Source organism: Streptomyces sp. rh34, assembly GCF_002551245.1.
Classification (GTDB): Bacteria; Actinomycetota; Actinomycetes; order Streptomycetales; family Streptomycetaceae; genus Streptomyces.
In genome coordinates, this window is sequence record NZ_NTGZ01000108.1 from 1 (window position 1) to 23750 (window position 23750).

21 protein-coding genes are annotated in these 23750 nt (G+C 72.8%); 12 read left to right on the forward strand and 9 right to left on the reverse strand.

Annotated features, from left to right (window positions below):
* Positions 1 to 1197, forward strand: a 1197-nt coding sequence (locus CR470_RS20410) for an outer membrane protein assembly factor BamB family protein (RefSeq protein ID WP_179892323.1), incomplete at its 5' end; no start/stop codon positions are given.
* Between the two features lie 166 nt (positions 1198 to 1363).
* Here the strand turns inward: CR470_RS20410 and CR470_RS20415 are convergent.
* Complete coding sequence (locus tag CR470_RS20415; RefSeq protein WP_097869013.1) at positions 1364 to 2041, reverse strand: hypothetical protein; 678 nt, start codon at positions 2039 to 2041, stop codon at positions 1364 to 1366.
* Positions 2042 to 2250: 209 nt separating this feature from the next.
* On the opposite strand from CR470_RS20415, the gene CR470_RS20420 reads away from it, so the two are divergent.
* A complete protein-coding gene (locus CR470_RS20420; RefSeq protein WP_097869014.1) occupies positions 2251 to 2778 on the forward strand; it encodes a hypothetical protein in 528 nt (175 codons plus the stop codon).
* A 64-nt stretch (positions 2779 to 2842) separates the two neighbouring features.
* Here the strand turns inward: CR470_RS20420 and CR470_RS20425 are convergent, their stop codons facing one another.
* From CR470_RS20425 to CR470_RS20435, 3 genes are read right to left on the reverse strand one after another with little or no spacing between them, the layout of a single operon-like run.
* Positions 2843 to 3619 (reverse strand): enoyl-CoA hydratase/isomerase family protein, encoded by a 777-nt coding sequence (locus CR470_RS20425; protein ID WP_097869015.1) that lies wholly within the window; start codon positions 3617 to 3619, stop codon positions 2843 to 2845.
* A 3-nt stretch (positions 3620 to 3622) separates the two neighbouring features.
* Positions 3623 to 4072 carry a Zn-ribbon domain-containing OB-fold protein gene (locus tag CR470_RS20430; protein ID WP_097869016.1) on the reverse strand — a complete coding sequence of 150 codons (450 nt, stop codon included), beginning with the start codon at positions 4070 to 4072 and terminating at the stop codon, positions 3623 to 3625.
* Positions 4073 to 4082: 10 nt separating this feature from the next.
* Positions 4083 to 5231: a lipid-transfer protein gene (locus CR470_RS20435; protein WP_097869017.1), complete on the reverse strand. Its 1149-nt coding sequence runs from the start codon at positions 5229 to 5231 to the stop codon at positions 4083 to 4085.
* A 95-nt stretch (positions 5232 to 5326) separates the two neighbouring features.
* On the opposite strand from CR470_RS20435, the gene CR470_RS20440 reads away from it, so the two are divergent.
* Positions 5327 to 6880, forward strand: coding sequence for a FadD3 family acyl-CoA ligase (locus tag CR470_RS20440; RefSeq protein WP_097869018.1), 1554 nt, complete (start codon positions 5327 to 5329; stop codon positions 6878 to 6880).
* A 269-nt stretch (positions 6881 to 7149) separates the two neighbouring features.
* Here the strand turns inward: CR470_RS20440 and CR470_RS39635 are convergent, their stop codons facing one another.
* A complete protein-coding gene (locus tag CR470_RS39635; protein ID WP_179892324.1) occupies positions 7150 to 7308 on the reverse strand; it encodes a hypothetical protein in 159 nt (52 codons plus the stop codon).
* 208 nt (positions 7309 to 7516) lie between these two features.
* Positions 7517 to 10474 (reverse strand): AfsR/SARP family transcriptional regulator, encoded by a 2958-nt coding sequence (locus tag CR470_RS20450; protein WP_097869020.1) that lies wholly within the window; start codon positions 10472 to 10474, stop codon positions 7517 to 7519.
* Positions 10475 to 10776: 302 nt separating this feature from the next.
* Here CR470_RS20450 and CR470_RS20455 point away from each other — a divergent pair, with 302 nt between their 5' ends.
* Complete coding sequence (locus tag CR470_RS20455; RefSeq protein ID WP_097869021.1) at positions 10777 to 11997, forward strand: amidohydrolase family protein; 1221 nt, start codon at positions 10777 to 10779, stop codon at positions 11995 to 11997.
* Positions 11998 to 12078: 81 nt separating this feature from the next.
* Here CR470_RS20455 and CR470_RS20460 read toward each other — a convergent pair whose 3' ends face one another.
* A complete protein-coding gene (locus tag CR470_RS20460) occupies positions 12079 to 12906 on the reverse strand; it encodes a MerR family transcriptional regulator (protein ID WP_097869022.1) in 828 nt (275 codons plus the stop codon).
* A 101-nt stretch (positions 12907 to 13007) separates the two neighbouring features.
* Positions 13008 to 13907: a MurR/RpiR family transcriptional regulator gene (locus CR470_RS20465; protein WP_370739066.1), complete on the reverse strand. Its 900-nt coding sequence runs from the start codon at positions 13905 to 13907 to the stop codon at positions 13008 to 13010.
* 131 nt (positions 13908 to 14038) lie between these two features.
* Here CR470_RS20465 and CR470_RS20470 point away from each other — a divergent pair, with 131 nt between their 5' ends.
* The 6 genes from CR470_RS20470 to CR470_RS20495 are packed head-to-tail and all read left to right on the forward strand — an operon-like array spanning position 14039 to position 20674.
* Positions 14039 to 15292: a C45 family autoproteolytic acyltransferase/hydolase gene (locus CR470_RS20470; protein WP_097869023.1), complete on the forward strand. Its 1254-nt coding sequence runs from the start codon at positions 14039 to 14041 to the stop codon at positions 15290 to 15292.
* Positions 15289 to 16953, forward strand: coding sequence for an ABC transporter substrate-binding protein (locus tag CR470_RS20475; RefSeq protein WP_257138854.1), 1665 nt, complete (start codon positions 15289 to 15291; stop codon positions 16951 to 16953). Before CR470_RS20470 ends, CR470_RS20475 begins: the two co-directional genes overlap by 4 nt.
* 7 nt (positions 16954 to 16960) lie before the next feature.
* Positions 16961 to 17908 carry an ABC transporter permease gene (locus tag CR470_RS20480; protein WP_097869024.1) on the forward strand — a complete coding sequence of 316 codons (948 nt, stop codon included), beginning with the start codon at positions 16961 to 16963 and terminating at the stop codon, positions 17906 to 17908.
* A complete protein-coding gene (locus CR470_RS20485) occupies positions 17905 to 18780 on the forward strand; it encodes an ABC transporter permease (RefSeq protein WP_097869025.1) in 876 nt (291 codons plus the stop codon). Before CR470_RS20480 ends, CR470_RS20485 begins: the two co-directional genes overlap by 4 nt.
* 5 nt (positions 18781 to 18785) lie before the next feature.
* Positions 18786 to 19847: an ABC transporter ATP-binding protein gene (locus CR470_RS20490; RefSeq protein ID WP_097869026.1), complete on the forward strand. Its 1062-nt coding sequence runs from the start codon at positions 18786 to 18788 to the stop codon at positions 19845 to 19847.
* Positions 19844 to 20674: an ABC transporter ATP-binding protein gene (locus tag CR470_RS20495; protein ID WP_097869027.1), complete on the forward strand. Its 831-nt coding sequence runs from the start codon at positions 19844 to 19846 to the stop codon at positions 20672 to 20674. Before CR470_RS20490 ends, CR470_RS20495 begins: the two co-directional genes overlap by 4 nt.
* Positions 20675 to 20797: 123 nt before the next feature.
* On the opposite strand, the gene CR470_RS20500 is transcribed toward CR470_RS20495, so the two are convergent.
* Positions 20798 to 21001 (reverse strand): cold-shock protein, encoded by a 204-nt coding sequence (locus CR470_RS20500; protein ID WP_003967102.1) that lies wholly within the window; start codon positions 20999 to 21001, stop codon positions 20798 to 20800.
* Between the two features lie 342 nt (positions 21002 to 21343).
* Here CR470_RS20500 and CR470_RS20505 point away from each other — a divergent pair, with 342 nt between their 5' ends.
* Positions 21344 to 22225 (forward strand): menaquinone biosynthetic enzyme MqnA/MqnD family protein, encoded by an 882-nt coding sequence (locus CR470_RS20505; protein ID WP_097869028.1) that lies wholly within the window; start codon positions 21344 to 21346, stop codon positions 22223 to 22225.
* Between the two features lie 322 nt (positions 22226 to 22547).
* Positions 22548 to 23750: serine/threonine-protein kinase (locus CR470_RS20510; protein WP_257138855.1), on the forward strand; the 1203-nt coding region annotated here is incomplete at its 3' end.

Consider the following 23750-nt stretch of genomic DNA (forward strand, 5'->3'; position numbering starts at 1 on the left):
GCCCCCACCGCCCCCGTCCCGGCCCCGGGCCCCGCCCCGGACGGCGCGGCCCCCGCTCCCGACCGCTGGCGGCCCTGGCGCTTCCGCATGTCCAACGACGTGTGGGGCACGCCCGTGGTCTCCGGCGACCTGTTGTACGTGACGTCCTTCGAGGTCCACGCGTTGGACGTGGGCAACGGGCGGCGCCAGTTCAAGACCCGGGACGTGGCCTGGGCGATGGTCGTCGAGGGCGGCAGGATCCACGCCTCGGACGGCCCCTCGCTGTACGCGCTGGACGCCACGACCGGCGCCGAGCAGTGGCGGCTGGCGACCGACGCCTGGGTGTACGCACTCAAGGCCGACCGGGGCACGGTCCTGACCGCGACCCGGGGCGGCGGCGTCCAGGGCTGGGAGGCCTCCAACGGCGAGAAGCTGTGGGAGGTCACCGGCGCGCAGAGCGACTTCGAGACGGCGGAGGCCGGCCCGGTCATCCACGACGGCACGGTGTACATCTGGCAGGACGCCCGGCTGCGCGCGCTGGACGCCCGTACGGGCATCGAGCGCTGGTCGTACCCGATCGGCGACGCGGCCTCCTGCGGCGGCGTCCCGGTCCGGGTCACCCCGGCCCCCGACGGCTACGTCTACATCGCGGCGGGCACCCGGGTGCTGGCGGTCGAGACCGGCTCCGGCCGGGTGCGCTGGCACTTCGAGTCGCCCGCGGTCTTCCTCTCCCCGCCCGCGTTCGCGCCGGGCCCGGCGGTGACCGGCGGCGGGGTGTACCTCGCGGACTACCTAGGCACGGTGTACGCGCTGGACGCGACGACCGGCAAGGACCGCTGGCGGATCGCCACGGAGGCCCGCTCCTCCATCGAACCGGTACTGGTCGCGGTGGGCAACGTGCATGTCGGCAGCGGCAGCGCGCTGTACACCCTGGACGCGGTCACCGGCACCCCGAAGTGGCGCTTCGCGGCGGGCGGCGACGTGGTGGGCTCCCCGGTGGTGGCCGACGGCCGGGTCCACTTCGGCTCGGCCGACCACGTCCTCTACACGCTGGACGCGGCGGGCGGCCAGCTGTGCTGGAAGCTCGCGACGGGCGGCGAGATCACGGGGTCGCCCGTGGCGCAGGCGGGCGTGGTCTACGCCTGCAGCAAGGACCGCTGCGTGTACGCGCTGGACGCGCTGAAGGGAACGGGCACGGGGAACAGGGCCCGGACCTGATCCCGGTCCTGTCCTCAAGCGCCGGACGGGCTTGATTCTCGGCCGGCCCGGTGCCCACCCAGCCCGTCCGGCGTTTGAGGACGGAAGCGTTGCCTGGAGGGGTGTCGGCTCTGCGGTGATCCAGCCCGTCCGGCGATTGAGGACGGAACCCTCGACGGGGTGGCCGTCAACCCTGCGGAGGCGGAGGCCGGTGCGGCGGGTGTACCGGGTCCCGGGGGTCGTCCTCCGGATACGGGGCCTGGGGATAGGACCGCGTACGGGGGTCATGGGGGTCGGGCCCCGTGTACGGGTCCACCTCCGGCTCCGGCCACGGCGACGTCTGCACGGACATCCCCGGCTCCTGCGTCGGCGGCCAGGTGTCCACCTGATCCGCCCCCGGCGCGGCATACGGCTCCACCGGCTCCCGCTCCCGCCGGTTCCGCCGGCCACGCCGGTCACGTCCACTCATCAGCAGCGCCCCGATCAGCATCAGCAACCCGCCCGCCAGCGCGTTCGCCACCCCCACCCGCAACCCCGCTCCGTCCCCGCCCACCACCAGCGAGCCCGCGGCCTGCCCCTGGCGGACCATCCACAGGATCGTGAAGCCCAGCACCACCAGACCCGCGAGGGCGACCACGAGCCGCGAGCGGAGCACCACACCCACGATCACCAGCAGCGCCGCGGCCAGGAACGGCAGCAGGATCGACACCAGCACACCCGACTCCGTGGCGGTGATCCCCTCGAAGAGGTCCCGCACCCGGTAGTCACGCCCGGCCCGCCCGTCGTACCAGTCGCGGAACGGGCTCAGCACGGCGGAGGCCGCCCCCGCCAGGGCGACGAGCGAGCCGAGGACGTTGCGGATCATCGGCGGCCTCCAGGGCGTCGTCCGGCGCACACGCGGGCATCCCCCCGCAGCCGACGCTACGCCCGGGCGATCACCCCCGCCACGCAGACCATGACGGGACCGTGACAGGGTCATGACTTGGACATGGGGTCGCGCGCGGCATGCTGAGGGTGACGACGCACGCCACCGGCGCGACGTACCGGCAACGAAACTCAAGGGGGGCTGCATCCATGATGCGGCGACAGACGAAGCTCGCGGCGGTTCTGGTCGTGGTGGTGCTCGCACTCACCGGGTTCTCCACCTCCACCAGCGGCGGCAAGGGCAAGAGCGGCAAGAGCAGCAGTTCGGGCGGCGGCTGCTCCAGCTCGAAGAAGAGCAACAACGGTTACCGGGACAACGACTTCGACGAAGACCACGACGACGACTCCTCGTCCTCCGGCTCGTCCGGCTCCTACGGAACCCCGACGCCCACCGCGTCCGACGCCCCCGCCTACCGGATCATCCGCTGCGCCAAGCCCCGCAAGGGCAAGCGCAAGGCGGTCACCTCGTCGCTGATCGAGCTGCGGGCGAACGAGCCGGGCTCGCAGGCGTACGAGATCGACGTGCGCTTCGTCGACGGCCTCGGCAACACCATGGACACCGCCGAGACCACCGTGAACCTCGACGGCGGCGAGGTCCGCACCTTCACCCTGCGGATGGAGAGCCCCCGCAAGGTGTCCAAGGTCAAGGGCTGCGAAGTGACCGTCGAAGTCCTCTGAGGCCGGGTACCCCGCGCGGACGGGACGGACGGGGCTCACCCGCACCCGGGCCTCCCTCGGGTGCTCACCGCACCCGAGGCTCCCCGCCCGCGCCCCGCGCCCCGAACAGCTCCGCCTGGCGTTCCGGGGTCAGGTTGCCCAGGGCGATCAGCGCCGGGGCCTGGGCCATCGCCTGGGCCCTGGCCGCCTCCCGCGCGGACCACACCGCCCGGACCGTGCCCTGCACCGCCTCCGTCGGGTAGCGGGCGATCACCGTCGCCGACCGCAGCGCCGCCGCCACCGCGCCGCCCGGCTCCGTCACCTCGCTGACCAGCCCGACCGCGTACGCCCGCTCGGCGCTCACCCGCTCCGCCGTGCCCATCAGGGACATCCGGGCGACCTCCCCGAACGGCATGCGCTGGGCCATCGCGATCGCCTCGTACGCCGAGACCATCCCGTACGTCGTGTGCGGGTCGAAGAACGTCGCCTCCCGGGACGCGACGACGAACTCCGCCTCGCCCAGCAGGTAGAACGCCCCACCGCAGGCCATCCCCTCCACGGCCGCGATCACCGGCTTCCACAGGTCGTTCGCCTTGGGCCCGATCCGCAGGAGGGGGTCGTCGACGGCGTACGGGGACGGGGGCTGCGGGACGGTGACGCCCCGGTCGATCCCCGTACAGAAGGCGCGCGTCCCGGCCCCGGTGAGGACCACGGCCCGCACCGACTCGTCGTACCGCACCTCCCGCCAGAACGCGGTCAGTTCCTCGGCGGTCTCCAGGTCGATCGCGTTGAGCTTCGCCGGCCGGTCCAGGGTGACGAGCGCGACCCCGGTCTCCGTGTCCCGCCCGGTGCGCAGGGCCATCGCTCACCGCTCCAGGAGCCAGCGGACGAGCGTGCCCCCGCCCCCGGGCCCCGCCGGGCAGAACGCGGCCCGCACCGGAGCCCCGATCCGCAGCCGCGCCGGGTCCACCGAGTTCAGCGGCGCGTCCGGGGAGGCGACGACGTTCCCGGCCAGCCGGATGTGCGGCGCGTCCTCCAACTCGACCAGCACCGCGTTGTACGGGGCCTGTTCGGCGTAGGCGGGGAGCAGAGGCGGATGCGGGATCACGTACGACCAGAGCCGGCCGCGCCCGTTCATCTCCCGCCAGTCGCTCTCGAACGACCCGCAGTGCGGGCAGCAGGGCCGGGGCGGGAAGCGGAGTTCGCCGCAGGCGGGGGCCGCACAGGCCTGCACACGCAGTTCGCCGCGCGCGGTGTACTCCCAGAAGGGCGCGCCGTCCTCGTCGACGACGGGAAGAAGCAGGTGGTCGGACATGGGGCGCTCCTCAACTCCTCAGCAGGACGGCGGACGTCGGCACGCCCTCGCCCGCGGTGACCAGGCAGGTGGCGGCGTCGGGCACCTGGGCGGTGGAGGTGCCGCGCAGTTGCTTCACGCCCTCGGTGATGAGGTTGAAGCCGTGGACGTACGCCTCGCTGAGTCCGCCGCCCCCGGTGTTGAGGGGGAGCCGCCCGCCGCTCTCCAGCGCCCCGCCCTCGGTGAACGCGCCGCCCTCGCCGCGCCCGCAGAAGCCGTAGCCCTCCAGGGAGAGCGGGACGAGCGGGGTGAACGCGTCGTAGATCTGGGCCACATCGACGTCGTCGGGCCCGAAGTCGGCCTGTTTCCACAGCTGTCGGGCGGCGGTCCAGGCGGGGCCGGTCAGTGGGTCGTCGTTCCAGTAGTTGACCATCCCGTGGTGCTGGGCGGGCAGGCCCTGGGCGACGGAGTGGAGGTAGACGGGCTTGCGGCGGCAGTCGCGGGCCCGTTCGGCGGAGACGATGACGCAGGCCAACGCCCCGTCGGTCTCCAGACAGTTGTCGAAGAGGCAGAGGGGTTCGCTGATCCAGCGGGAGGTCATGTACATCTCGCGGGTCAGCGGCCGGTCGTACATCATCGCGGCCGGGTTCTGGTTGGCCCGGTTGCGGCAGGCGAGCGCCACGTTGAAGAGATGGTCGCGGGTCGCCCCGTACTCGTGCATGTAGCGCCGGGCCAGCATGCCGATCTCGTCGGCGGGCCGCAGCAGCCCGTAGGGGCGGGTCCACTGGGCGGGCGTGGGGAGCTGGACGGCGGTGTTCTTCCACGGCCGGGGCCCGGAGCCGCGTTTGCGCGACCGCCAGGCGACGCCGACGCTCGCCTGGCCGGTGGCGACGGCGGCGGCGAGATGGGCGAGTGTGGCGCAGGAACCGCCGCCGCCGTACCCGGCCTTGGAGAAGAACGTGACGTCCCCGGCGCCGATCGCCTTGGCGACCTCCACCTCGTCGGTCTCCTCCATCGTGTACGAGGCGAAGCCGTCGACCTCGGCGGGGGCGATGCCCGCGTCGTCGAGGGCCGCCAGGATCGCCCGGCAGGCAAGGGTCTTCTCCGATTCGGGGAGCCGTTTCGCGAACGCCGTCTGCCCGATCCCGGCTATCGCCGTCGCGTCCTTGAGCGTTGCCATCCGCTGACCTCCCGCACCGTCGCCCTGCTGACAGCGGCAGAGGCTACCGCTAATCTGACGGATAGTCAGCTAGTGCGACGGCGGGAGGGCGCGTGATGCGGGGCGACGAGGAGTGGGGCAGCATCCCGGAGCTGGTGCGGGCGGCGGCGCGGCGGTACGGCTCCGCCGAGGCGGTCGCCGACGGCCGGACCCGGCTCTCGTACGCCGAGCTCGGCGAGCGGGTGGAGCGGGCCGCGGCCGCGTGCCTCGCCTCCGGTGTGGAGCCGGGGGACCGGGTGGCGATCTGGGCCCCGAACACCCTGGACTGGATCGTCTCCGCACTCGGGGCGGTGACGGCCGGCGCGGTGCTGGTCCCGCTGAACACCCGCTTCAAGGGCACGGAGGCGGCGTACATCCTGCGGCGCAGCCGGGCCAGACTGCTGTTCGTCACCGGCACGTTCCTGGGCACCTCGTACGTGGCGTCGCTGCGGCGGGCGGAGGTGAGGCTGCCGGACCTGGAGCGGGTGGTGGTGCTCGCGGACACGGCTCCGGAGGACTACACGAGCTGGCCGGACTTCCTGGCGGCGGGGGACGGCGTCCCGGCCTCCGCCGTACGGGAGCGGGCGGCGGCCATCGCCCCCTCGGACCCCTCCGACATCGTCTACACCTCCGGTACCACGGGCCGCCCGAAGGGCGCGGTGATCACCCACGCGCAGACGCTGCGCGCGTACGCGATCTGGAGCGACCTGGCGGGCCTGCGCGAAGGCGACCGCTACCTCATCGTCAACCCGTTCTTCCACACCTTCGGCTACAAGGCCGGGATCATCGCCTGTCTGATGCGAGGGGCCACGATGGTGCCGCAGCCGGTGTTCGACGTGGACACGGTGCTGGCGAACATCGCGGCGGAACGGATCTCGGTGCTGCCCGGCCCGCCCACGCTCCACCAGTCCCTCCTGGACCACCCGGCACGGGGCGCCCACGACCTCTCGGCCCTCCGCCTGGTCGTCACCGGCGCGGCGGTCGTGCCCCTCCGGCTGGTGGAGCGCCTGCGCGAGGAACTCCGCATCGCGACGGTCCTCACGGCGTACGGCCTCTCCGAGGCGAGCGGCATCGTCACCATGTGCCGCCGGGGCGACGCGCCGGAGGTCGTGGCCACCACGTCCGGCCGCGCGATCCCCGGCACCGAGGTCCGCGTCCTGGCGGAACCGGGCGCTCCGGGCGAGGTGCAGGTGCGCGGCTTCCACGTGATGAGCGGCTACTTCGAGGACCCGGACACGACGGCCGCCACGATGACCGAGGACGGCTGGCTCCGCACCGGCGACGTGGGCGTCCTGGACACGGCGGGGAACCTGCGGATCACGGACCGGATCAAGGACATGTTCATCGTGGGCGGCTTCAACGCCTACCCGGCCGAGATAGAGCAGCTCCTCGCCCTCCACCCGGACGTGGCCGACGTCGCGGTCATCGGCGTCCCGGACCCGAGGCTCGGCGAGGTCGGCAAGGCCTACGCGGTCCGCCGCCGGGGCGCGACGCTCACCGCGGACGACCTGATCGCCTGGTCCCGCCGCGAGATGGCGAACTTCAAGGTGCCGAGGGCGGTGGAGTTCGTCCCGGAGCTGCCGCGCAACGCGAGCGGGAAAGTGGTGAAGGGGGAGCTGCGGGGGCGGTAGACCTCGGGCCGTGTGGTGACCAGCTCGATGACCTTGGTCGAGGCGTACCACAGCAAGATCCGCCGGCCGGTGTGGGACCGGGCGATGTCTGGAATCGTCGTCGATCCCGTCACCAAGGACATCGCCGACGAGGCGTCACCCCTGGACATGCGGGAGGGGCCCGAGCGCTTCCCCGGGCTCGGGCCCCTCCTCATTCCCCCGTACCGCGACCGCGGCGGCTCCCCCTCGGTGCCACCGCGGCCGCTCCCCCGTATCCCCGCCGGGAAGGTCTACTGCTTCGGCTTGAACGGCTCGGACGTGGCGTGCTGGTCCTGCGTCGTCACCGTCGCCGGCTCGCCGGTCGCGTGCTGGTCCTGCGTCGTCGGCTCGCCGGTGGCGTGCTGGTCGGCGGGCTTGAAGACCGGGTCCTTCTTCGTGGCGTCGGCCATGATGGTCAACTCCTTCTCTCGTACGGTGCGTCAGCAGTGGGTTGGCGAGACCCGTCCAGCTGCTCCCCCGTGGACTGCTGGACGGGCCTCTCGGGGCCGCTCACCTTAGTAGCGCGCCCGATGTCGCCCCCGTCTGCCCCCCGACGCGACGGATCGACAGGACTGAGCATGTCGGGTAGCGATAAACGAACGATGAACGCGCCCGTGCTCAGGGCGCGGAGATCGTCGTCAGCAGCCCCCGGACATCCGCCGCTTCCGCCGAGCCGAGGTCGTCGTAGATCCCCAGCGCCTCGTTCCAGCAGACCTGGGCGCGGCCGGTCTGGCCTATGCCGGCCAGCGCCCGCCCCAGCACGGTCAGGACGTTCCCCCGCCGCCACTCGCCGCCGATGCCACGCAGGACGGTCAGCGCCAGCTCCGCGTACTGGGCGGCCTGCGCGGGCTGCCCGGACGCGATCTCCACCTCCGCCAGCCGGAACAGGGTCATCCCCTCCCACAGCCGCTGGCGGCTGTCGCGGAATATCTCCAGCGCCTCGGTCAGCTTCGCGGTGGCCGCTGAGAACTCCTCGCTCTGGGTCAGAGCCATGCCCAGGGCGTAGCGGCCGTTCGCACCGCGCAGCGCGTGGCCCAGAAGGTCGTAGATCTCGATGCCGGAGCGGGCCAGAGTGATCGCACTGCGGGTACGCCCCGTGGCGAGGTGGATGCGGGAGAGGTTGCACAGGGCGCTCGCCGCGCCCGGCCGGTTGCCGTCGCTGCGGAACGCCTCGATCGCCTGGTTCAGGAAGGCTTCGCCATCCTGGTGGCGGCTGTGGTAGAGCGCGATGATGCCTCGGGCGTTGGCCGCCCAGCTGACCGCCAACAGGTCCTGAGCGGTCTCGGCCAGCCGCATCGCCTCCTCGGCCTCCCGGTCGGCGTGGTCGAACCGCCCGGCCAACTGGTGTGCGTTGGCCAGGCACATGACGGCTCGGCTCTCCGTCCGGGGATCGCCGCACTCCCGGGCGGCCTCGCGCAACGTCACGGCCGCCGCCTCGTACTGCTTCGCGTTCGCACCCGACTCACCCAGGTCCAGGGCCGCGTACAGCAGGTCCACCGCGCGGCGCAGGGTGGCCGGGCGCGCCACCTGGCGTACGCAGGCCAGCAGGTTGGTCGCCTCCGTGTACAGCCAGTCCAGGGCCGCGTGCCGGTTGCCGAAGGTGAGGCCCGCGTGATCCGTCGGCTCCAGGTGGTCCACCAGCCGGTCCCCCGGCCGCTCCAGCGCGTACACCCCCGCAGCCGTGGCCAGGTAGAAGTCCAGCAGCCGCGACAGCGCCAGCTCCCGCTCCACCGGTGACTGCTCGTCCCGTTCCGCGCACGCACGCGCGTAGAGCCGCACCAGGTCGTGGTAGCGGTAGCGGCCCGGGGCGGCCGACTCCACCAGGCTCGTGTCGACCAGGGCCTCCAGGAGGTCCTCCGCCACGTGCGGGTCCTGGTCGAGCAGGGCCGCCGCCGCGGCCAGGGAGATGTCGGGGCCGTCCGCGAGGCCCAGGAGGCGGAAGGCGCGGGCCTGGGCCGGTTCCAGCTGGCCGTAGCCGAGCTCGAACGTGGCCTTCACCGCGAGGTCGCCCGCCTGGAGCTCGTCCAGGCGGCGGCGCTCGTCCGCGAGCTTGGCGGCGAGGACCGAGACCGTCCAGGTGCGGCGCGCCGCCAGGCGCGAGGCGGCGATGCGGATGGCCAGGGGCAGGAAGCCGCACGCGGCCACCACGTCCAGCGCCGCCTCGCGTTCGGCGCCGACCCGCTCCGCGCCGACGATCCGGGTGAAGAGCTGGAGCGCCTCCTCGGGCGACATCACGTCCAGGTCCACCAGATGCGCCCCGGCCAGGTCCACCATCCGCACCCGGCTCGTCACCAGCGCCGCGCACCCCGGCGTACCGGGCAGCAGCGGGCGGATCTGGGCGGCGTCGTGGGCGTTGTCGAGGAGGATCAGGATGCGGCGGCCGTCCAACGTCGAGCGGTACAGCGCGGCCCGCTCGTCCAGGGTGTCGGGGATCGCCGAGTCCGCCGTGCCGAGCGCCCGCAGGAACGAGCCGAGGACCGTCTCCGGCTCCGCCGCCCGCGCCCCCGCGCCCTGGAGGTCGACGTAGAGCTGCCCGTCCGGGAAGTGCCGCCGGGCCTGGTGGGCGACGTGCACCGCCAGCGTCGTCTTGCCGACGCCGCCGATCCCGGCGACCGCGGAGACGGCCATCACCGAACTCTCGGCGGTGGCCAGCCGGCTGCCCAGCTCGGACACGAACGCGGACCGGCCGGTGAAGTCCGGCACCGTGGCGGGAAGCTGCGCGGGCCGCAGCGGAGCGGGCGCGGGGGCCGGCTCGTCCGCGGGGCGCGCCAGCTCCTCGTCGGCGCGCAGGATGCGCTGCTGGAGCTGCGCCAGTTCGGGGCGCGGGTCGACGCCCAGCTCCTCCGCGAGGAGGCGGCGGGTGTCGGCGTACACCGCGAGGGCCTCGGCCTGCCGGCCGCTGCGGTACAGCGCCACCATCAGCAGCTCGCGCAGCCTCTCGCGCAGTGGGTGCGCGGCGGTGAGCGCGGTCAGCTCGGAGACGGCCTCCGCGTGGCAGCCGACCTCCAGGTCCAGGTCGAGCCGGTTCTCGGTGAGCTGGAGCCGCCACTCCTCCAGCCGGGTCCGCTGGTTGTCCGCGTACGGGCCCGGCACCGAGGCCAGCGCCTCACCGTCCCACAGCCCCAGCACCTTGCTGATCAGGGTGCGCGCCTGGAGGCGGTCACCGGCCGCGCGGGCCTTCTCCGCCTCGGCCGCCAGGTCCTGCGCCAGCGTCAGGTCGAGCGCCGCCCGGTCGGTCCGGATCGCATAACCGCCGGACTCGCTCACCAGGGTGTCCTGGCCCAGGATCTTGCGCAGCCGGGAGGCGTACGTCCGGATCGTGGCCAGCGCCTGCGAGGGCGGAGCCTCGCCCCAGAACGCGTCGATCAGCTCGCCCGCGGTGGCCGTGCGGCCCTCGCGCAGCAGCAGCGCGGCCAGCAGGGCGCGCTGCTGGGGCGAACCGGGGGAGAGCAGCTCCGAGCCCCGCCAGGCCCGTACGGGGCCGAGCACGGTGAACCTGAGGGCACCCGGCGTAACCGGTTTCTCCGGAGCGCGTTGCTCCGGTACGCGCACGCGTGGCCCGTTGTCACGGTCCATTGATGCCCCCTGTCCCGCTCGCCTGCCGGTCCCGCTCGTCTGCGGATCCTGCCGGTGGTGCCCGCGCCCGCATGCCCGCCCGTGCGTCGAAGTGCGGTGTGTATCCGGATGGCGCGGTACCGCTGGTATCGCGCTCAACAGTCTGCCTTGTCCCGGGCGGACTCGTCAGCAGTGGGTGACGCTCTGCACAAGCCCTCGACAACGATTCGGGAACCGTGCCAGGTGCCGTGCCCCCGCCGTGTCGCATGTCAATGCGCGCACGATAGCTGACGGTTCGTCAGATCGACGCTACCGTGGAACGCATGGAGACCTTCCCGAAGATCATCTCGGTGGACGACCACACGGTGGAGCCCGCTCATGTCTGGCGGGACCGGCTCCCGTCCAGGTACGCGGACTCCGGGCCGCGCGTCGTCCGCGCACCGCTGAAGGAAATGACCTTCATGGGCGGCAAGTTCGCGCCCGTGATGGGGGCGAGGGGCGACGACGGGCCGGTCGGCGACTGGTGGGTGTACGAGGATCTGCACCGTCCGCTCACCCGCCTGGACACCGCCGTCGGCTACGACAGGGACGAGATCAAACTGGAGGTCATCACCTACGAGCAGATGCGGCCGGGCTCCTTCTCGGTGCCGGACCGGCTCGCCGACATGGACGTCAACCACGTGCAGTCCGCCCTCTGCTTCCCGACCTTCCCCCGCTTCTGCGGGCAGACGTTCACCGAAGCGAAGGACCGCGAGCTGGGGCTGCTCGGCGTGCGCGCGTACAACGACTGGATGGTGGAGGAGTGGTGCGGCCCCGAGGCGCACGGCCGCCTCATCCCGCTCACGCTCGTCCCGCTGTGGGACGCGGAGCTCGCCGCCGCCGAGGTCCGGCGCAACGCGGCGCGGGGCGTGCGCGCGGTCGCGTTCTCCGAGATACCTCCCCATCTCGGGCTTCCGTCCATACATGCGGACGACTGGGATCCGTTCCTCGCGGCCTGCGACGAGACGGGCACCGTGATCGCCATGCACATCGGCTCCTCGTCGAGGATGCCGTCCACCTCCGCCGACGCCCCGCCCGCCGTCGGCTCCACCATCACCTTCGCCAACTGCTGCTTCTCGATGGTCGACTGGCTGATGAGCGGCAAGTTCGAGCGCTTCCCCAACCTGAGGATCATGTACGCGGAGGGCCAGATCGGCTGGATCCCGTACATCCTGGAGCGCGCCGACGTGGTCTGGGAGGAGAACCGGGCCTGGGGCGGAGTAGCCGAGAAGGTCCACCGGCCGCCGTCCGAGCTGTTCGCCGAGCATGTCTACGGCTGCTTCTTCGACGACGCGTTCGGGCTGAAGAACCTCGACGCGATCGGCGTCGGCAACGTGCTGTACGAGACCGACTACCCGCACTCCGACTCCACCTGGCCCCGCTCCCGCGAGGTCGGCGAGGAGCAGATGGGCCACCTGGCCCCGGACGTCGTCGACCGGATCGTGCGCGGCAACGCGATCGAGCTGCTGGGGCTCACCGAGGACGGGCTCTGGGCGGGGGCGTAGAACCTCCGCCTGGGCGTACGTAAGGGGAGAGGGGTGCCGCCCCCCTCCCCGTCGTCACCGGGTCAGTCCTTCGTCACCGCATCAGGCCTTCGCCACCGGCTCCTGGAGCTCCGTCACCCACTGCTCGCGGTCCGGCGGGCACTCCAGGTTGACCTCGCGCGTGTAGCCGGTGGAGCGGTAGCCGTTGGCGTCCAGCCAGCGGGCCAGGGTGTGGGCCGTCGACAGGACGTCGTCCATCGCGCCCCGGTGCACGATCGTGGCCGCCTCGAACGGCGGCAGCTCCACCACCCGCACTCCCGTGTCCCCGACCGCGCCCACCGGGGCCGACACCGTCACCCCGGCGTGCACCGTGATCGCGCCGCCGCCCTCGGCGGCGTCCTCGTAACGCGCGATCCCGGGGCCGGTGGGCCGGAGGCCGGCGCCCTCCAGGAGCGGGAAGAGCCGCTCGTACAGCGGGCCGATCACCGGCCCGATGTCCTGCGGCTGGTAACTCGCGGCCGTCCCGGTCAGCTCGGCCACCCGGACCGCCGGAACGGCTCTGATCACAACGTCGTCGGCAGGCATGTGCCCCTCGCTCTCGATCGACCGGAGCCTCGCCTCGACCCGGGCCAGCCGCGCCGACGCGGCCGCCACCGCCTCCGCCAGCTCGGCCCGGCGCAGCCGCAGCATGCCGCGCAGCTCCTCCGGGCCCACCCGCTCGTCCAGGACCGCCCCCACCTGCTGGAGCGTGAAGCCGAGGTCCTTGAGCGCGATGATCCGGTTGAGCCGGGCGAGCTGGGCCGCGCCGTAGAGGCGGTAGCCGGTGGCGGGGTCGGTGAGGTCGGGGCGCAGCAGTCCGATGGCGTCGTAGTGGCGCAGCATCCGGGGCGACACCCGTCCGTACCTGGCGAAGTCTCCGATGGTGAACATGATGGCTCCCACTGCACGCCTTCACACGGGGTGAAGGTCAAGCGTCGCCGGGCGGGGTTCGTCGGACGCGCAGTCGGCCGTGCTGCCGGCCGTTCCGTTCGCTAGCCGTGCCGTTTCGGGTCCAGCAGTTGTTCGCGCAGGGCGGTCAGCTGGTGTGAGGAGCCGACGGCCCGGTCCTCGTCGAGCGTGGCCAGCGCCAGCAGCAGCGCGTCGGCCACCAGTAGTCCGGTCAGGGACTCCGCCGTTATCCCGGTCGGCGTGTGCGGCGCGGTGAGCACCGCCTCGACCCGGTCCGCGTACGCCTCGCCCAGCTCGTCCGTCACCAGGACCACCTTCGCGCCGACCGAGCGGGCCCGTTCCATCAGGACCGACAGCTCCATCAGCCGCCGCCCCGGCTGGAAGATCACCACCGCGTCGCCCTGCCCGAGGGCCAGCAGCTGGTCCGCCAGGGCGAACCCGGTCTCCGAGACGGCGCGGGCCCGGCGGCCGATCCGGCCGAGCGCCAACGCCAGGTGCCGCGCGCCCGGTTCGGAGGCGGCGACCCCGTAGGCGAAGACCTCGCGGGCCTCGGCGAGGACGGCCACCGCCCGCTTCAGGGAGTCCGGGCCGGTCAGCCGGCGTGCCTGGTCGATGCGCTCCTGGGCCTCGTCGAAGACATCGGTCCAGATGGAGTCCAGGTCCTGGCCCACGTGCGCGATGCGCCGCTTGAGCCGTACCTCGGGGGCGACGGCCGAGGTGAAGTCGTTGGCCAGCTCCCGCTTGAGCGCCGGGAGACCGGCGTAGCCGAGGCGTTGCAGGGCCCGGACGACGGTGGCGTTGCTGGTGGAGCTGGCCGCGCCGAGCTGCTGCGCGCTGGCGAAGAGCAACTGCTCGACCGGCGCGCTCACCAGGTACTGGGCCACGGCCCGCTCCGAGGTGGACAGATCGTTCCATTGGTCACGAATAGCGACACGGAGGCGCGTCACTCCGGTCTCGTTCTCTGGAATTTCCATTACAAGCATTGACTTCCATGTGACCGACGTTACTGTCCTGGGCAGAACGTTCCAAGGGGAACGCATTCTGAAATCGACGTTACAGGACCGTGCCGGTCCCCGTCCGTCGGTCGCCGAAGCGTTCCGTCGCGAGGAGAAGAATGGCACCCCTTCCCACGGAGTCCGCCCCCGTCCCCACGGATTCCGCACCCCCGCCCACGGATTCCGCCGCCCGGATCCTCCCCGTCATCGAGATCTCCGGCTCCCCGCTGGAGCGCGGCCGCCAGTACGGCGAGGCCGTCCGCCCCCAACTGCACGCGGCCCTCGGCTACTACGAGGAGGCGTTCGGGCACTCCGCCGGGCTCACCTGGGACCAGGTCACCGCCCGCGCCGCCCGCTGGCTGGAGCCCGTACGCGGCTACGCCCCCCACCTCGTCGAGGAGATGCGGGGCATCGCCGACGGCGCGGGCACCGGCCTGCTGGACATCCTCGCGCTGAACGCCCGGGGCGAGGTCATCTACGACAAGTCCTTCGCCGAGATCACCGCCGACGGGGCCGGGGAGAGGCCTGCGGAGGAGGAACCCGCCGAGGGCTGCACCTCGTTCGCCGCGTACGGCCCGGCCAGCGGCGACGGTCACGTCTACGCCGGGCAGAACTGGGACTGGCGGGCCGGGGTCGCCGACACCGTCGTCATGATCCGGATCGTCCAGCCGCCCAGACCCACCCTGATCATGCAGGTGGAGGCCGGACAGATCGGCCGCCAGGGCGCCAACTCCGCCGGCATCGCCTTCAACGCCAACGGCCTCGGCGGCCGGTTCGACGACCGGATCGGGCTGCCCCAGACCGTCGTCCGGCGCACCGTCCTCGACCAGGACAACATCGCCGACGCCCTCGACGTGCTCTGCCGCACCCGGGCCCACATCGCCAGCAACGCCCTGCTCACCTGCCGCGAGGGCTTCGCCATCGACCTGGAGACCACCCCCGCCGGGCACGGCTGGATGTATCCCACCGACGGCCTGCTGGTGCACGGCAACCACTACCAGGCGGGCATCCCCGCCCCGCTCGCCGCCGCCGGCTACCGCCCGATGTCCTCCGACTCCCTGGTCCGCGTCCCCCGCGCCGAACAGGGGCTGGCCGCCCTGCGCCACTCCACCGGGCCCGAGGAGTCCCGGAAGCTGATCCGCCGGGCGATGTCCGACCACCTCGGCCACCCCGAGTCCCTGTGCACCCACCCCGACCCGCGCCGCCCGGCCGTCGAGCACTGGACCACCCTCGTCTCCTCCCTCGCCGACCTCACCACCGGCGACTACCACGTGACCGCCGGAACCCCCTGCGACCGCGCGTACCAGCACCTTCCCTGGAACCTCTACGACGGCCCGCACGGCGGCCCGGAACCGACAGGAACCCAGCCATGACCCACCGCACACCCCGCCGCACAGCCCACCGCGCCGTCCCCGTCGCCGGAGCCGTCGTCGCCGCCCTGCTCGCCGCCGGATGCAGCGGGGCCACCAAGCCCGCGGGCGGCGGCTCCGCCGCCGACGCCGCGCGGCTCACCCTCACCCCGACCACCCCCGCCGCCCAGGGCGAACTCGCGCACGCGGACTGGCTCCTGGAGGACGAACCGGACTCCCTCGACCTGGACACCCAGGGCTCCAGCGCCGGCCGGGTCGTCCTCACCAACGTCTGTGAGCGGCTCTACCAGCTCCAGCCCGACATGACGACGAAGCCCTTCCTCGCCGAGAGCGCCGAAACCCCGGACGACACCACCCTCGTCCTGAAGCTCCGCTCCGGCGTCACCTTCCACGACGGCACCCCGATGACCGCCGACGACGTGCTCTGGAGCCTTCAGCGGCACGCCGACCCGGACATGGAACAGGGCGACGAGTTCGAGAACGTCGCGTCCATGAAGAAGACCGGCGAGAAGGAGATCACCCTCTCCTTCAAGGCGCCCGACGCCCTCTTCCTCAAGGCGCTCGCCGGGGACGCGGGCATCGTCTGGAACAAGGAGCAGGTCGAGAAGGCGGGCCGGGACTTCGGCACCCCCGGACAGCCCGACGCCTGCACCGGCCCCTACCGGCTGGCGAACTGGAAGTCCGGCGACTCCATCACCATCGAGCGCTACGACGACTACTGGGGCGAGACGCCGCTGACCAAACGCGTCACCTTCCGGTGGGCCACCGACAGCGCCCTGGTCAACGCGCTCACCACCGGGGCCGCCGACGGCGCGTACGCCGAATCGCCCAACACCGCCGCCGCCCTCGACGGCAAGAAGGGCATCACCCAGCACTACGGCCCCTCCACCGCCTCCCTCGTCCTCATCCCGACCGCCCGCGGCGGACTGAAGGACCCGGCCGTGCGCCGCGCGCTCTCCCTCGCGCTCGACCGCAGGGGCATCGCCGCCTCCGGCTACGGCGGAATGGTCCAGCCCTGGTCCACCCCGGTCGGCTCCGGCGCCTGGGGGTACGAGAAGCCGGTCTTCGAGGCCGCCGCCCGCGCCGCCGACGCGGTCGCCCCCGCGAGCCCGGACGCCGGGGACATCGCCGCCGCGAAGAAGCTGGTGAAGGACTCCGGCGCCGACGCGGCCACCCCGATCGTCATCGGCACCGACGCCAGCCAGGGCCGCACCGTCGTCGCCAACGCAGTCCGCTCGGCCCTCCAGCGGATCGGGCTCACCGGGCAGATCAAGACCGTGCCCACCGCCCAGTTCGAGCAGTTCTACAGCGACCCCGAGGCCCGGAGCGGCATCGACGTCCTGGTCGGCGACTGGTACATCTCCAAGGCCGACCCGATCGGCTTCTACGACAACGCGCTCACCGGCTCCTCCAACAACTGGGTCGGCTTCGCGGACCCCGCCTACGACGCCACGGTCAAGAAGGCCCTCGCCACCCTCGACGACGCCGAACGCGCGAAGCTCGCCGTCGAGGTCCAGAAGAAGTTCACCGACGCCGCCGTCTGGATCTCCGTCGCCCAGGTCCCCTCCGTTCTCGTCCTCGACGAGAAGCTGACCGGACCGCCCGCCTCCATGGCGTACCTCTACTACCCCTGGGCCGCCGACCTCGGCGTGAAGAAGGGCTGAACCGACGATGCTCGCCCGGATCTCCCGGCGGCTGGCCGGACTGCTGGCCACCCTCCTCGCTGCCTCCTTCGTCATCTTCGCCGCCGTGTACGCGGCCCCCGGCGACCCCGCCGTCTTCCTGGCCGGCGGCCGCGACAAACTCACCCCCGAGAAGCTGGAGCTGGTCCGGGCGCAGTACCACCTCGACGAACCCCTCGTCGTGCAGTACGGCCGCTGGCTCGGCGACTGCCTCCAGTTCGACCTCGGCCGCTCCTTCAAATACAGCGACCAGGTGGCCGACCTGCTCGTCGCCCGCTTCCCGACCACCCTGGCCCTGGTGGCGTACGCGACCGTCCTCTTCGTCGTCCTCGGCGTCGGCGCGGGCATCCTCGCCGCCGTCCGGCGCTCCACCTGGGTCGACTCGGCCGTGGTCGGCGGTACGACGCTGGCGGCCTCGGTCCCCTCGTTCGTCTCCGCCATCGCGCTCGCCGCCGTCTTCGGCGTCCAGCTCGGCTGGTTCCCCGTCACCGGAGGAGGCGAGGGCTTCACCGGCACCCTGCACCATCTGACCCTGCCCGCCCTGGCGCTGGCGCTCGGCGCGCTCGCCATCATCAGCCGGGTCACCCGGCAGGCGATGGCCGACGCCGGGGCCGCCGACCACGTGGAGGCCGCCCGCTCCTCCGGCATCCCGGAGCGCGAGATCGTCCGCCGCCACATCCTGCGCAACGCCCTCGGCCCGATCGTCACCATGTGCGGCCTGGTCATGGCCGGGATGCTCGCCGGCACGGTCGTCGTGGAGACCGCGTTCGGCATCAGCGGCATCGGCTCGCTGCTCGTCGGCGCGATCAACACCCACGACTTCCCGGTGGCCCAGGCGGTCCTGCTGCTCATGGTCACCGGCTACATCGTGGTCACCACCCTCGTCGACCTCGTCCACCCGCTGCTCGACCCGCGCGTGAAGGAGGCCGCCGTATGACCGCCCCGACCCCGGCCCCGACCTCGACTCCGGCCCCGGCCCCGGCCCCGGTGAAGATCCCGGCCGCCCGGCGGCCCTACGGGGCGATCCTCGCGGGCGCGGTCCTCGGCCTGGTGGTGCTCGCCGCCCTCCTCGCCCCGCTGATCGCCCCCTACGCCCCCGACGCCATCGACCTCTCCGCCTCGCTGGCCGGGACCACCGGCGACCACCTCCTGGGCACCGACTCCTCCGGCCAGGACCTGCTGTCGCGGGTGCTGTACGGGGCCCGCACCAGCCTCGTCGCCCCGGCGCTCCTGCTCGCCATCGCCGCCGTGCTCGGCATCGCGCTCGGCACCCTGGCGGCCTGGCGCGGCGGCTGGGCCGACACCGTCATCTCCCGGCTCACCGACGTCATGTACGCCTTCCCGGGGCTGCTGTTCACCGTGCTGATCATCGCGGTCTTCGGCGCCGGAATGACCACCTCGGTGCTGGCGCTCGGCCTCGCGTACACGCCGACCGTCGCCAAGTACACCCGCTCGGTGGCCCTCTCGGAGCGGCGCAAGCCCTACATCGACGCCTACCGCGTCCAGGGCATGGGCGGCCTGCGGATCTGCGCGTTCCACCTGGTCCCCAACCTCGGCCGCTCCGTCATCGGCTATCTGGTGGTCCTCTTCGGCGAGGCCCTGATGTCCCTGGCCACCCTCTCCTACCTGGGCTTCGGGGCGCAGCCGCCCAGCTCCGACTGGGGGCTGATGGTGCAGGAGGGACAGGCCGCCGTCGTCCAGGGAGCGCTGCTGCCCGCCCTGGTGCCCGGCATCGCCATCGCCCTGGTGGTCGTCTCCTTCAACGTCGTCGGGGTCAGGGCCGCCGACCGACTCGCCAACGGGAGGTAGCGCCCATGCCGTACGACACAGCGGGACACGCCGCACCGGCCCACGCCGCACCGGGAAGTGACACCGTGCTCCTCGACATCGACCACCTCACCCTCCGCCTCCCCGGCACCGCCCGCCCCGTTCTGGACCAGGTGTCCCTGCGGGTCGCGAGCGGCGAAGTCGTCGGCCTGGTCGGCGAGTCCGGCTCCGGCAAGTCCACGACCGCCAAGGCGGCCCTCCGCACCCTCCCCGAAGGGACGGCCCTCGACGGTTCCGTACGCGTGGAGGGCCGCGACGTCCTCGCCCTGCGCGGCGAGGAACTGCGCGCCCACCGGGCCCGGACCGTCGCCCTGGTCCACCAGGACCCGCGCGCCGCCCTCAACCCCGTCCGCCGCATCGGCGACTTCCTCGTCGAACGGCTCGCCGCCGCCGGGACCGGGGTGACCGGAGCGGCCGCCCGGAGCCGCGCGGTCGAACTGCTGGACGCCGTCGGCCTCGACGAACCGGAGCGCCGGGCCCGCCAGCGCCCGCACGAACTCTCCGGCGGGATGCTCCAACGCGTCGTCATCGCCGGGGCGCTGGCCGCCGAGCCCCGGCTGCTGCTGGCCGACGAGGCGACCAGCGCCCTGGACGTCACCACCCAGGCGGAGATCCTCGCCCTCCTGCGCACCCTGCGCGCCGAACGCGGTCTCGGTCTGCTGTTCATCACCCACGACCTGCACCTGGCCGCCGCCTACTGCGACCGCGTGTACGTGATGTACGCGGGCCGGGTCGTCGAGGAGCGGGCCGCCGGGGACCTGTTCGAGCGGCCCCGCCACCCCTATACCCGGGGGCTGCTGGCCTGCTCGCCGACGCTGGGGGAGGACCGCCGGGAGATCCACCCGATCCCGGGGAAGCCGCCGTCGCTGGCCGACGTCTTCGCCGGCTGCCCCTTCGCCGAACGCTGTCCGGACGCCGAACCGGAGTGCGCGACCTGGCGGCCCGAGCCGGTGGCCCTCGCCGACGGCGGTACGGGCTCCGCCGCCTGCCGCCGGCTGCCCGAACTCCTCCCCGTACCGCGGACACCGCAGAAGGGCACCGACCGATGACGCTCCCCTCAGGGCAGGACCCCGCGCCGCTGCTCGCGGTCGAGGGTCTGAGCAAGACGTATCCGCTGCCCGGCAAGGGCCGCCTGACCGCCGCCGACGGCATCGGCTTCACCGTTCCGGCGGGTGGTTCGCTCGGGATCGTCGGGGAGTCAGGCTCCGGCAAGACGACCGTGGCCCGGATGCTGGTGGGCCTGGTCCGCCCGGACGCCGGTACGGTCCGGGTCGAGGGGCGGGCCCGTGGACTCACCGCCGCACGCGGCAGGGCGGCCCGGCTGGCCCGCGCGCGGGAGATCCAGATGGTCTTCCAGGACCCCTACCTCTCGCTCGACCCCCGGCTCACCGCCCGCCGTTGCCTGACCACGGCGCTGCGGCTGCACGGCCGGCCGGCGGAGCTGGCCGACGGGCTGCTGGACCGGGTGGGCCTCGGCGCCCGAGAGGCGGAGGCCCTCCCGCACGGGCTCTCTGGCGGGCAGCGGCAGCGCCTGGCCATCGCCCGCGCGCTCGCCGTCGATCCGAAGGTGCTGGTCCTGGACGAGGCGGTGGCGGCGCTCGACGTGTCGATCCAGGCCCAGATCCTGCAACTGCTCGACGGGATCCGCCGGGACACCGGGGTCGCGCTGGTCTTCGTCAGCCACGACCTGGCGGTGGTGCAGCACATCACCGACGAGGTCGTCGTGATGCGGCGGGGCACGGCCGTCGAACAGGGCTCGACCGCTGACGTGCTCGCCGGCCCCCGCGACCCCTACACCCGGCTGCTGCTGGCCTCGGTGCCGCGCGCCGGCTGGGACCCGGCCGACGCGGTCGCCGCCCGGTCCGCCGTGGCCTGACGGATCCGCTCGCCACAGGCGATCCGGTCGTACACAGGCAGGAGCCCCGTTCCTCCGCCGAAGCGGGGGAGCGGGGCTCCTTGGGTACTGCTATGAACGGCCGCGATCGACCGACCCGGGCAACTAGGCCGGGGTGACGTTCTCAGCCTGCGGACCCTTGGGTCCCTGAGTGACGTCGAAGTTCACGACCTGGTTCTCCTCGAGGGAGCGGAACCCGGACGCGTTGATCGCGGAGTAGTGAACGAAGACATCCGGGCCGCCGCCGTCCTGGGCGATGAAGCCGAAGCCCTTTTCAGCGTTGAACCACTTGACGGTTCCGGTAGCCATAAGCCCTCCTTGGGCCAAAGGGTTGCCCTGCTCCAGAACCTGCAAACAAGTCTGAAAACTACAAAAGCCTGCGGGTTACATGCTCCGCAGGCTCTGTACTGCAAGGGAAACCAAACTGCAACTTGCGGGCGAGCCTAGCACGCTGTCTCTGGCGAGCGGTAGAGGGAAAGATCACTTCACCCGAATGTTTGACGGCCCACATCAGGCGTCCGACGGGAGGCCCTCGGAAGGGGCGTGGACCGGGGTGCGGGCGGGGCGTGGGACGGGGCGCGGGCGGGGCGTGGGACGGGGCGCGCGGGCCCCGGTGGTGCTCCTGGGCGGATGCGGGTCTAGCCTCGCGATGTGGACAATTCAACCGTCTCCCCCCGTGAAGGCGACGACGACCGTCGCAGTCGGCCCCGCGTCGGCCACATCCAGTTCCTGAACTGCCTCCCGCTGTACTGGGGCCTGGCGCGGACGGGAACCCTGCTCGACCTGGAGCTCTCCAAGGACACCCCGGAGCGGCTCAGCGAGCAGCTGATCAGGGGGGAGCTGGACATCGGCCCGGTCACCCTCGTGGAGTACCTGCGCAACGCCGACGACCTGGTGGCCTTCCCCGACATCGCGGTCGGCTGCGACGGGCCCGTCATGTCCTGCGTGATCGTCTCCCAGCTCCCGCTGGAGCAGCTCGACCGGGCCCGGGTGGCGCTCGGCTCGACCTCCCGCACCTCGGTGCGGCTGGCGCAGCTGCTGCTGGCCGAGCGCTACGGCGTCCGCCCCGACTACTACACCTGCCCGCCCGACCTGGGCCTGATGATGCAGGAGGCGGACGCCGCCGTGCTGATCGGCGACGCCGCGCTGCGCGCCAACCTGCACGACGCCCCCCGGCTGGGGCTCCAGGTCCATGACCTGGGCCAGATGTGGAAGGAGTGGACGGGGCTGCCGTTCGTCTTCGCCGTCTGGGCGGCCCGCAAGGACTTCCTCGCCGCGCACCCCGAGCAGACGGCCCAGGTCCACGAGGCGTTCCTGGCCTCCCGGGACCTCTCCCTGGAGGAGGTCACCAAGGTCGCGGAGCAGGCGGCCCGCTGGGAGGCCTTCGACGCGGAGGTGCTGGAGCGGTACTTCACGACGCTCGACTTCCGTTTCGGCCCGGACCAGCTGGCCGGCGTCCGCGAGTTCGCCCGCCGCACGGGCCGGGACACGGGTTACCCGGCCGACGTCCATGTGGAGCTGCTCGGCGGCTGAGAGGTCGAGCGGCTGAGAGGTCGAGCGGATGAGCGGCTGACAGATCGGGCGGCCGAGCGGTTGAACCGGGGAATGGAGGGAATTCCCTTTCCGTCCCCGGACAGGGCTCCCGCAAAGGGAATGGAAGAGGCGGCGGAACAACACATTCGCGCCTTTCCCCGGGGCGAAAAGATCCCTTCCTGACCGGAGAAGGGGGAATGGTCCGGCCGTTTCCCGGTGACCGCGCCGTTGGCGCCCCCTAGGCTTCGGTCCGGGCCCGGACCGTACACAGGGTTTACCGTCCACGGGTTCACCGTCCGCAGGGTTCACAGGGGGAGTCCATATGCAGCCGCTGGAAGCGGGCGAACCGCACACCATCGGTGCCTACCGGCTGCTCGGCAGGCTCGGCGCGGGCGGTATGGGCCGGGTCTATCTCGGCCGCAGCGCGGGCGGGCGTACGGTCGCGGTCAAGGTCGTCCACCCCCACTTCGCCCTCGACGAGCAGTTCCGCGCCCGGTTCCGGCGCGAGGTGGAGTCCGCCCGGCGTATCGGCGCCCAGTGGACCGCCCCCGTCCTGGACGCCGACCCGGACGCCCCGGTGCCGTGGGTGGCCACCGGATACGTCGCCGGGCCGCCGCTCTCGCAGGCGATCACCGAGCACGGCCCGCTGCCCGAGCACGCGGTACGCACCCTGGGCGCGGGTCTCGCCGAGGCCCTCGCCGTCGTCCACGGGCAGGGCATCGTCCACCGCGACGTGAAGCCGTCCAACGTGCTGCTCGCCCTCGACGGGCCCCGCCTCATCGACTTCGGCATCGCCCGGGCCCTCGGCGCGACCGTCTCGCTCACCTCCACCGGGGTCTCCGTCGGCTCGCCCGGCTACATGGCGCCCGAGCAGATCCGGGGCCGGGACGTCTCCGGCGCGGCCGACGTCTTCTCCCTGGGCGCGGTCCTCGCGTACGCGGCGACGGGCGCGGCCCCCTTCCCGGGCGACTCCTCCGCCGTGCTCCTCTACAAGGTGGTCCACGAGGAACCCGAACTGGGCGATCTGGAGGGTGAGCTGCGCGAGGTGGTCGAGGGCTGCCTCGCCAAGGACCCGGTGGCCCGCCCCGCCCCGGCCGATCTCGCCCGTGCGCTCGCTCCCGGTGGGGCGGCGGCGATGGTGGCGGGCGGCTGGCTGCCGGGCGGGCTGGTGCGCGAGGTGAGCCGGTCCGCGGTGGCGCTGCTGGACCTGGAACCGCAGGACGCGCCGGTGCAGTCGGGGCCGGTGCCGTTCAGCAGCGCGTCGCTGGGGGCGGTGCCGGGAACGGCCGCACCGGGCCGGGGCGGGCAGTTCGGCCCGCACGCCCCGGGCCCGCAGGAAGCGCCGTACGGGACGCCGCGCCCGCAGGAAGCGGCGCAGGAAGCCCCGTACGGGACGCCGCGCCCGCAGGAAGCGGCGCAGGACGCGCCGGTGCAGTCGGGGCCGGTGCCGTTCAGCAGCGCGTCGCTGGGGGCGGTGCCGGGAACGGCCGCACCGGGCCGGGGCTGTCTCTTATACACATCTCTG

Excerpts from the sequence above, each read along its gene's own strand:
- CR470_RS20415 (WP_097869013.1), bottom strand. The coding sequence starts at position 2,041 with ATGATCCGCAACGTCCTCGGCTCGCTCGTCGCCCTGGCGGGGGCGGCC.
- CR470_RS20420 (WP_097869014.1), top strand. The coding sequence starts at position 2,251 with ATGATGCGGCGACAGACGAAGCTCGCGGCGGTTCTGGTCGTGGTGGTG.
- CR470_RS20425 (WP_097869015.1), bottom strand. The coding sequence starts at position 3,619 with ATGGCCCTGCGCACCGGGCGGGACACGGAGACCGGGGTCGCGCTCGTC.
- CR470_RS20430 (WP_097869016.1), bottom strand. The coding sequence starts at position 4,072 with ATGTCCGACCACCTGCTTCTTCCCGTCGTCGACGAGGACGGCGCGCCC.
- CR470_RS20435 (WP_097869017.1), bottom strand. The coding sequence starts at position 5,231 with ATGGCAACGCTCAAGGACGCGACGGCGATAGCCGGGATCGGGCAGACG.
- CR470_RS20440 (WP_097869018.1), top strand. The coding sequence starts at position 5,327 with ATGCGGGGCGACGAGGAGTGGGGCAGCATCCCGGAGCTGGTGCGGGCG.
- CR470_RS39635 (WP_179892324.1), bottom strand. The coding sequence starts at position 7,308 with ATGGCCGACGCCACGAAGAAGGACCCGGTCTTCAAGCCCGCCGACCAG.
- CR470_RS20450 (WP_097869020.1), bottom strand. The coding sequence starts at position 10,474 with ATGGACCGTGACAACGGGCCACGCGTGCGCGTACCGGAGCAACGCGCT.
- CR470_RS20455 (WP_097869021.1), top strand. The coding sequence starts at position 10,777 with ATGGAGACCTTCCCGAAGATCATCTCGGTGGACGACCACACGGTGGAG.
- CR470_RS20460 (WP_097869022.1), bottom strand. The coding sequence starts at position 12,906 with ATGTTCACCATCGGAGACTTCGCCAGGTACGGACGGGTGTCGCCCCGG.
- CR470_RS20465 (WP_370739066.1), bottom strand. The coding sequence starts at position 13,907 with ATGCTTGTAATGGAAATTCCAGAGAACGAGACCGGAGTGACGCGCCTC.
- CR470_RS20470 (WP_097869023.1), top strand. The coding sequence starts at position 14,039 with ATGGCACCCCTTCCCACGGAGTCCGCCCCCGTCCCCACGGATTCCGCA.
- CR470_RS20475 (WP_257138854.1), top strand. The coding sequence starts at position 15,289 with ATGACCCACCGCACACCCCGCCGCACAGCCCACCGCGCCGTCCCCGTC.
- CR470_RS20480 (WP_097869024.1), top strand. The coding sequence starts at position 16,961 with ATGCTCGCCCGGATCTCCCGGCGGCTGGCCGGACTGCTGGCCACCCTC.
- CR470_RS20485 (WP_097869025.1), top strand. The coding sequence starts at position 17,905 with ATGACCGCCCCGACCCCGGCCCCGACCTCGACTCCGGCCCCGGCCCCG.
- CR470_RS20490 (WP_097869026.1), top strand. The coding sequence starts at position 18,786 with ATGCCGTACGACACAGCGGGACACGCCGCACCGGCCCACGCCGCACCG.
- CR470_RS20495 (WP_097869027.1), top strand. The coding sequence starts at position 19,844 with ATGACGCTCCCCTCAGGGCAGGACCCCGCGCCGCTGCTCGCGGTCGAG.
- CR470_RS20500 (WP_003967102.1), bottom strand. The coding sequence starts at position 21,001 with ATGGCTACCGGAACCGTCAAGTGGTTCAACGCTGAAAAGGGCTTCGGC.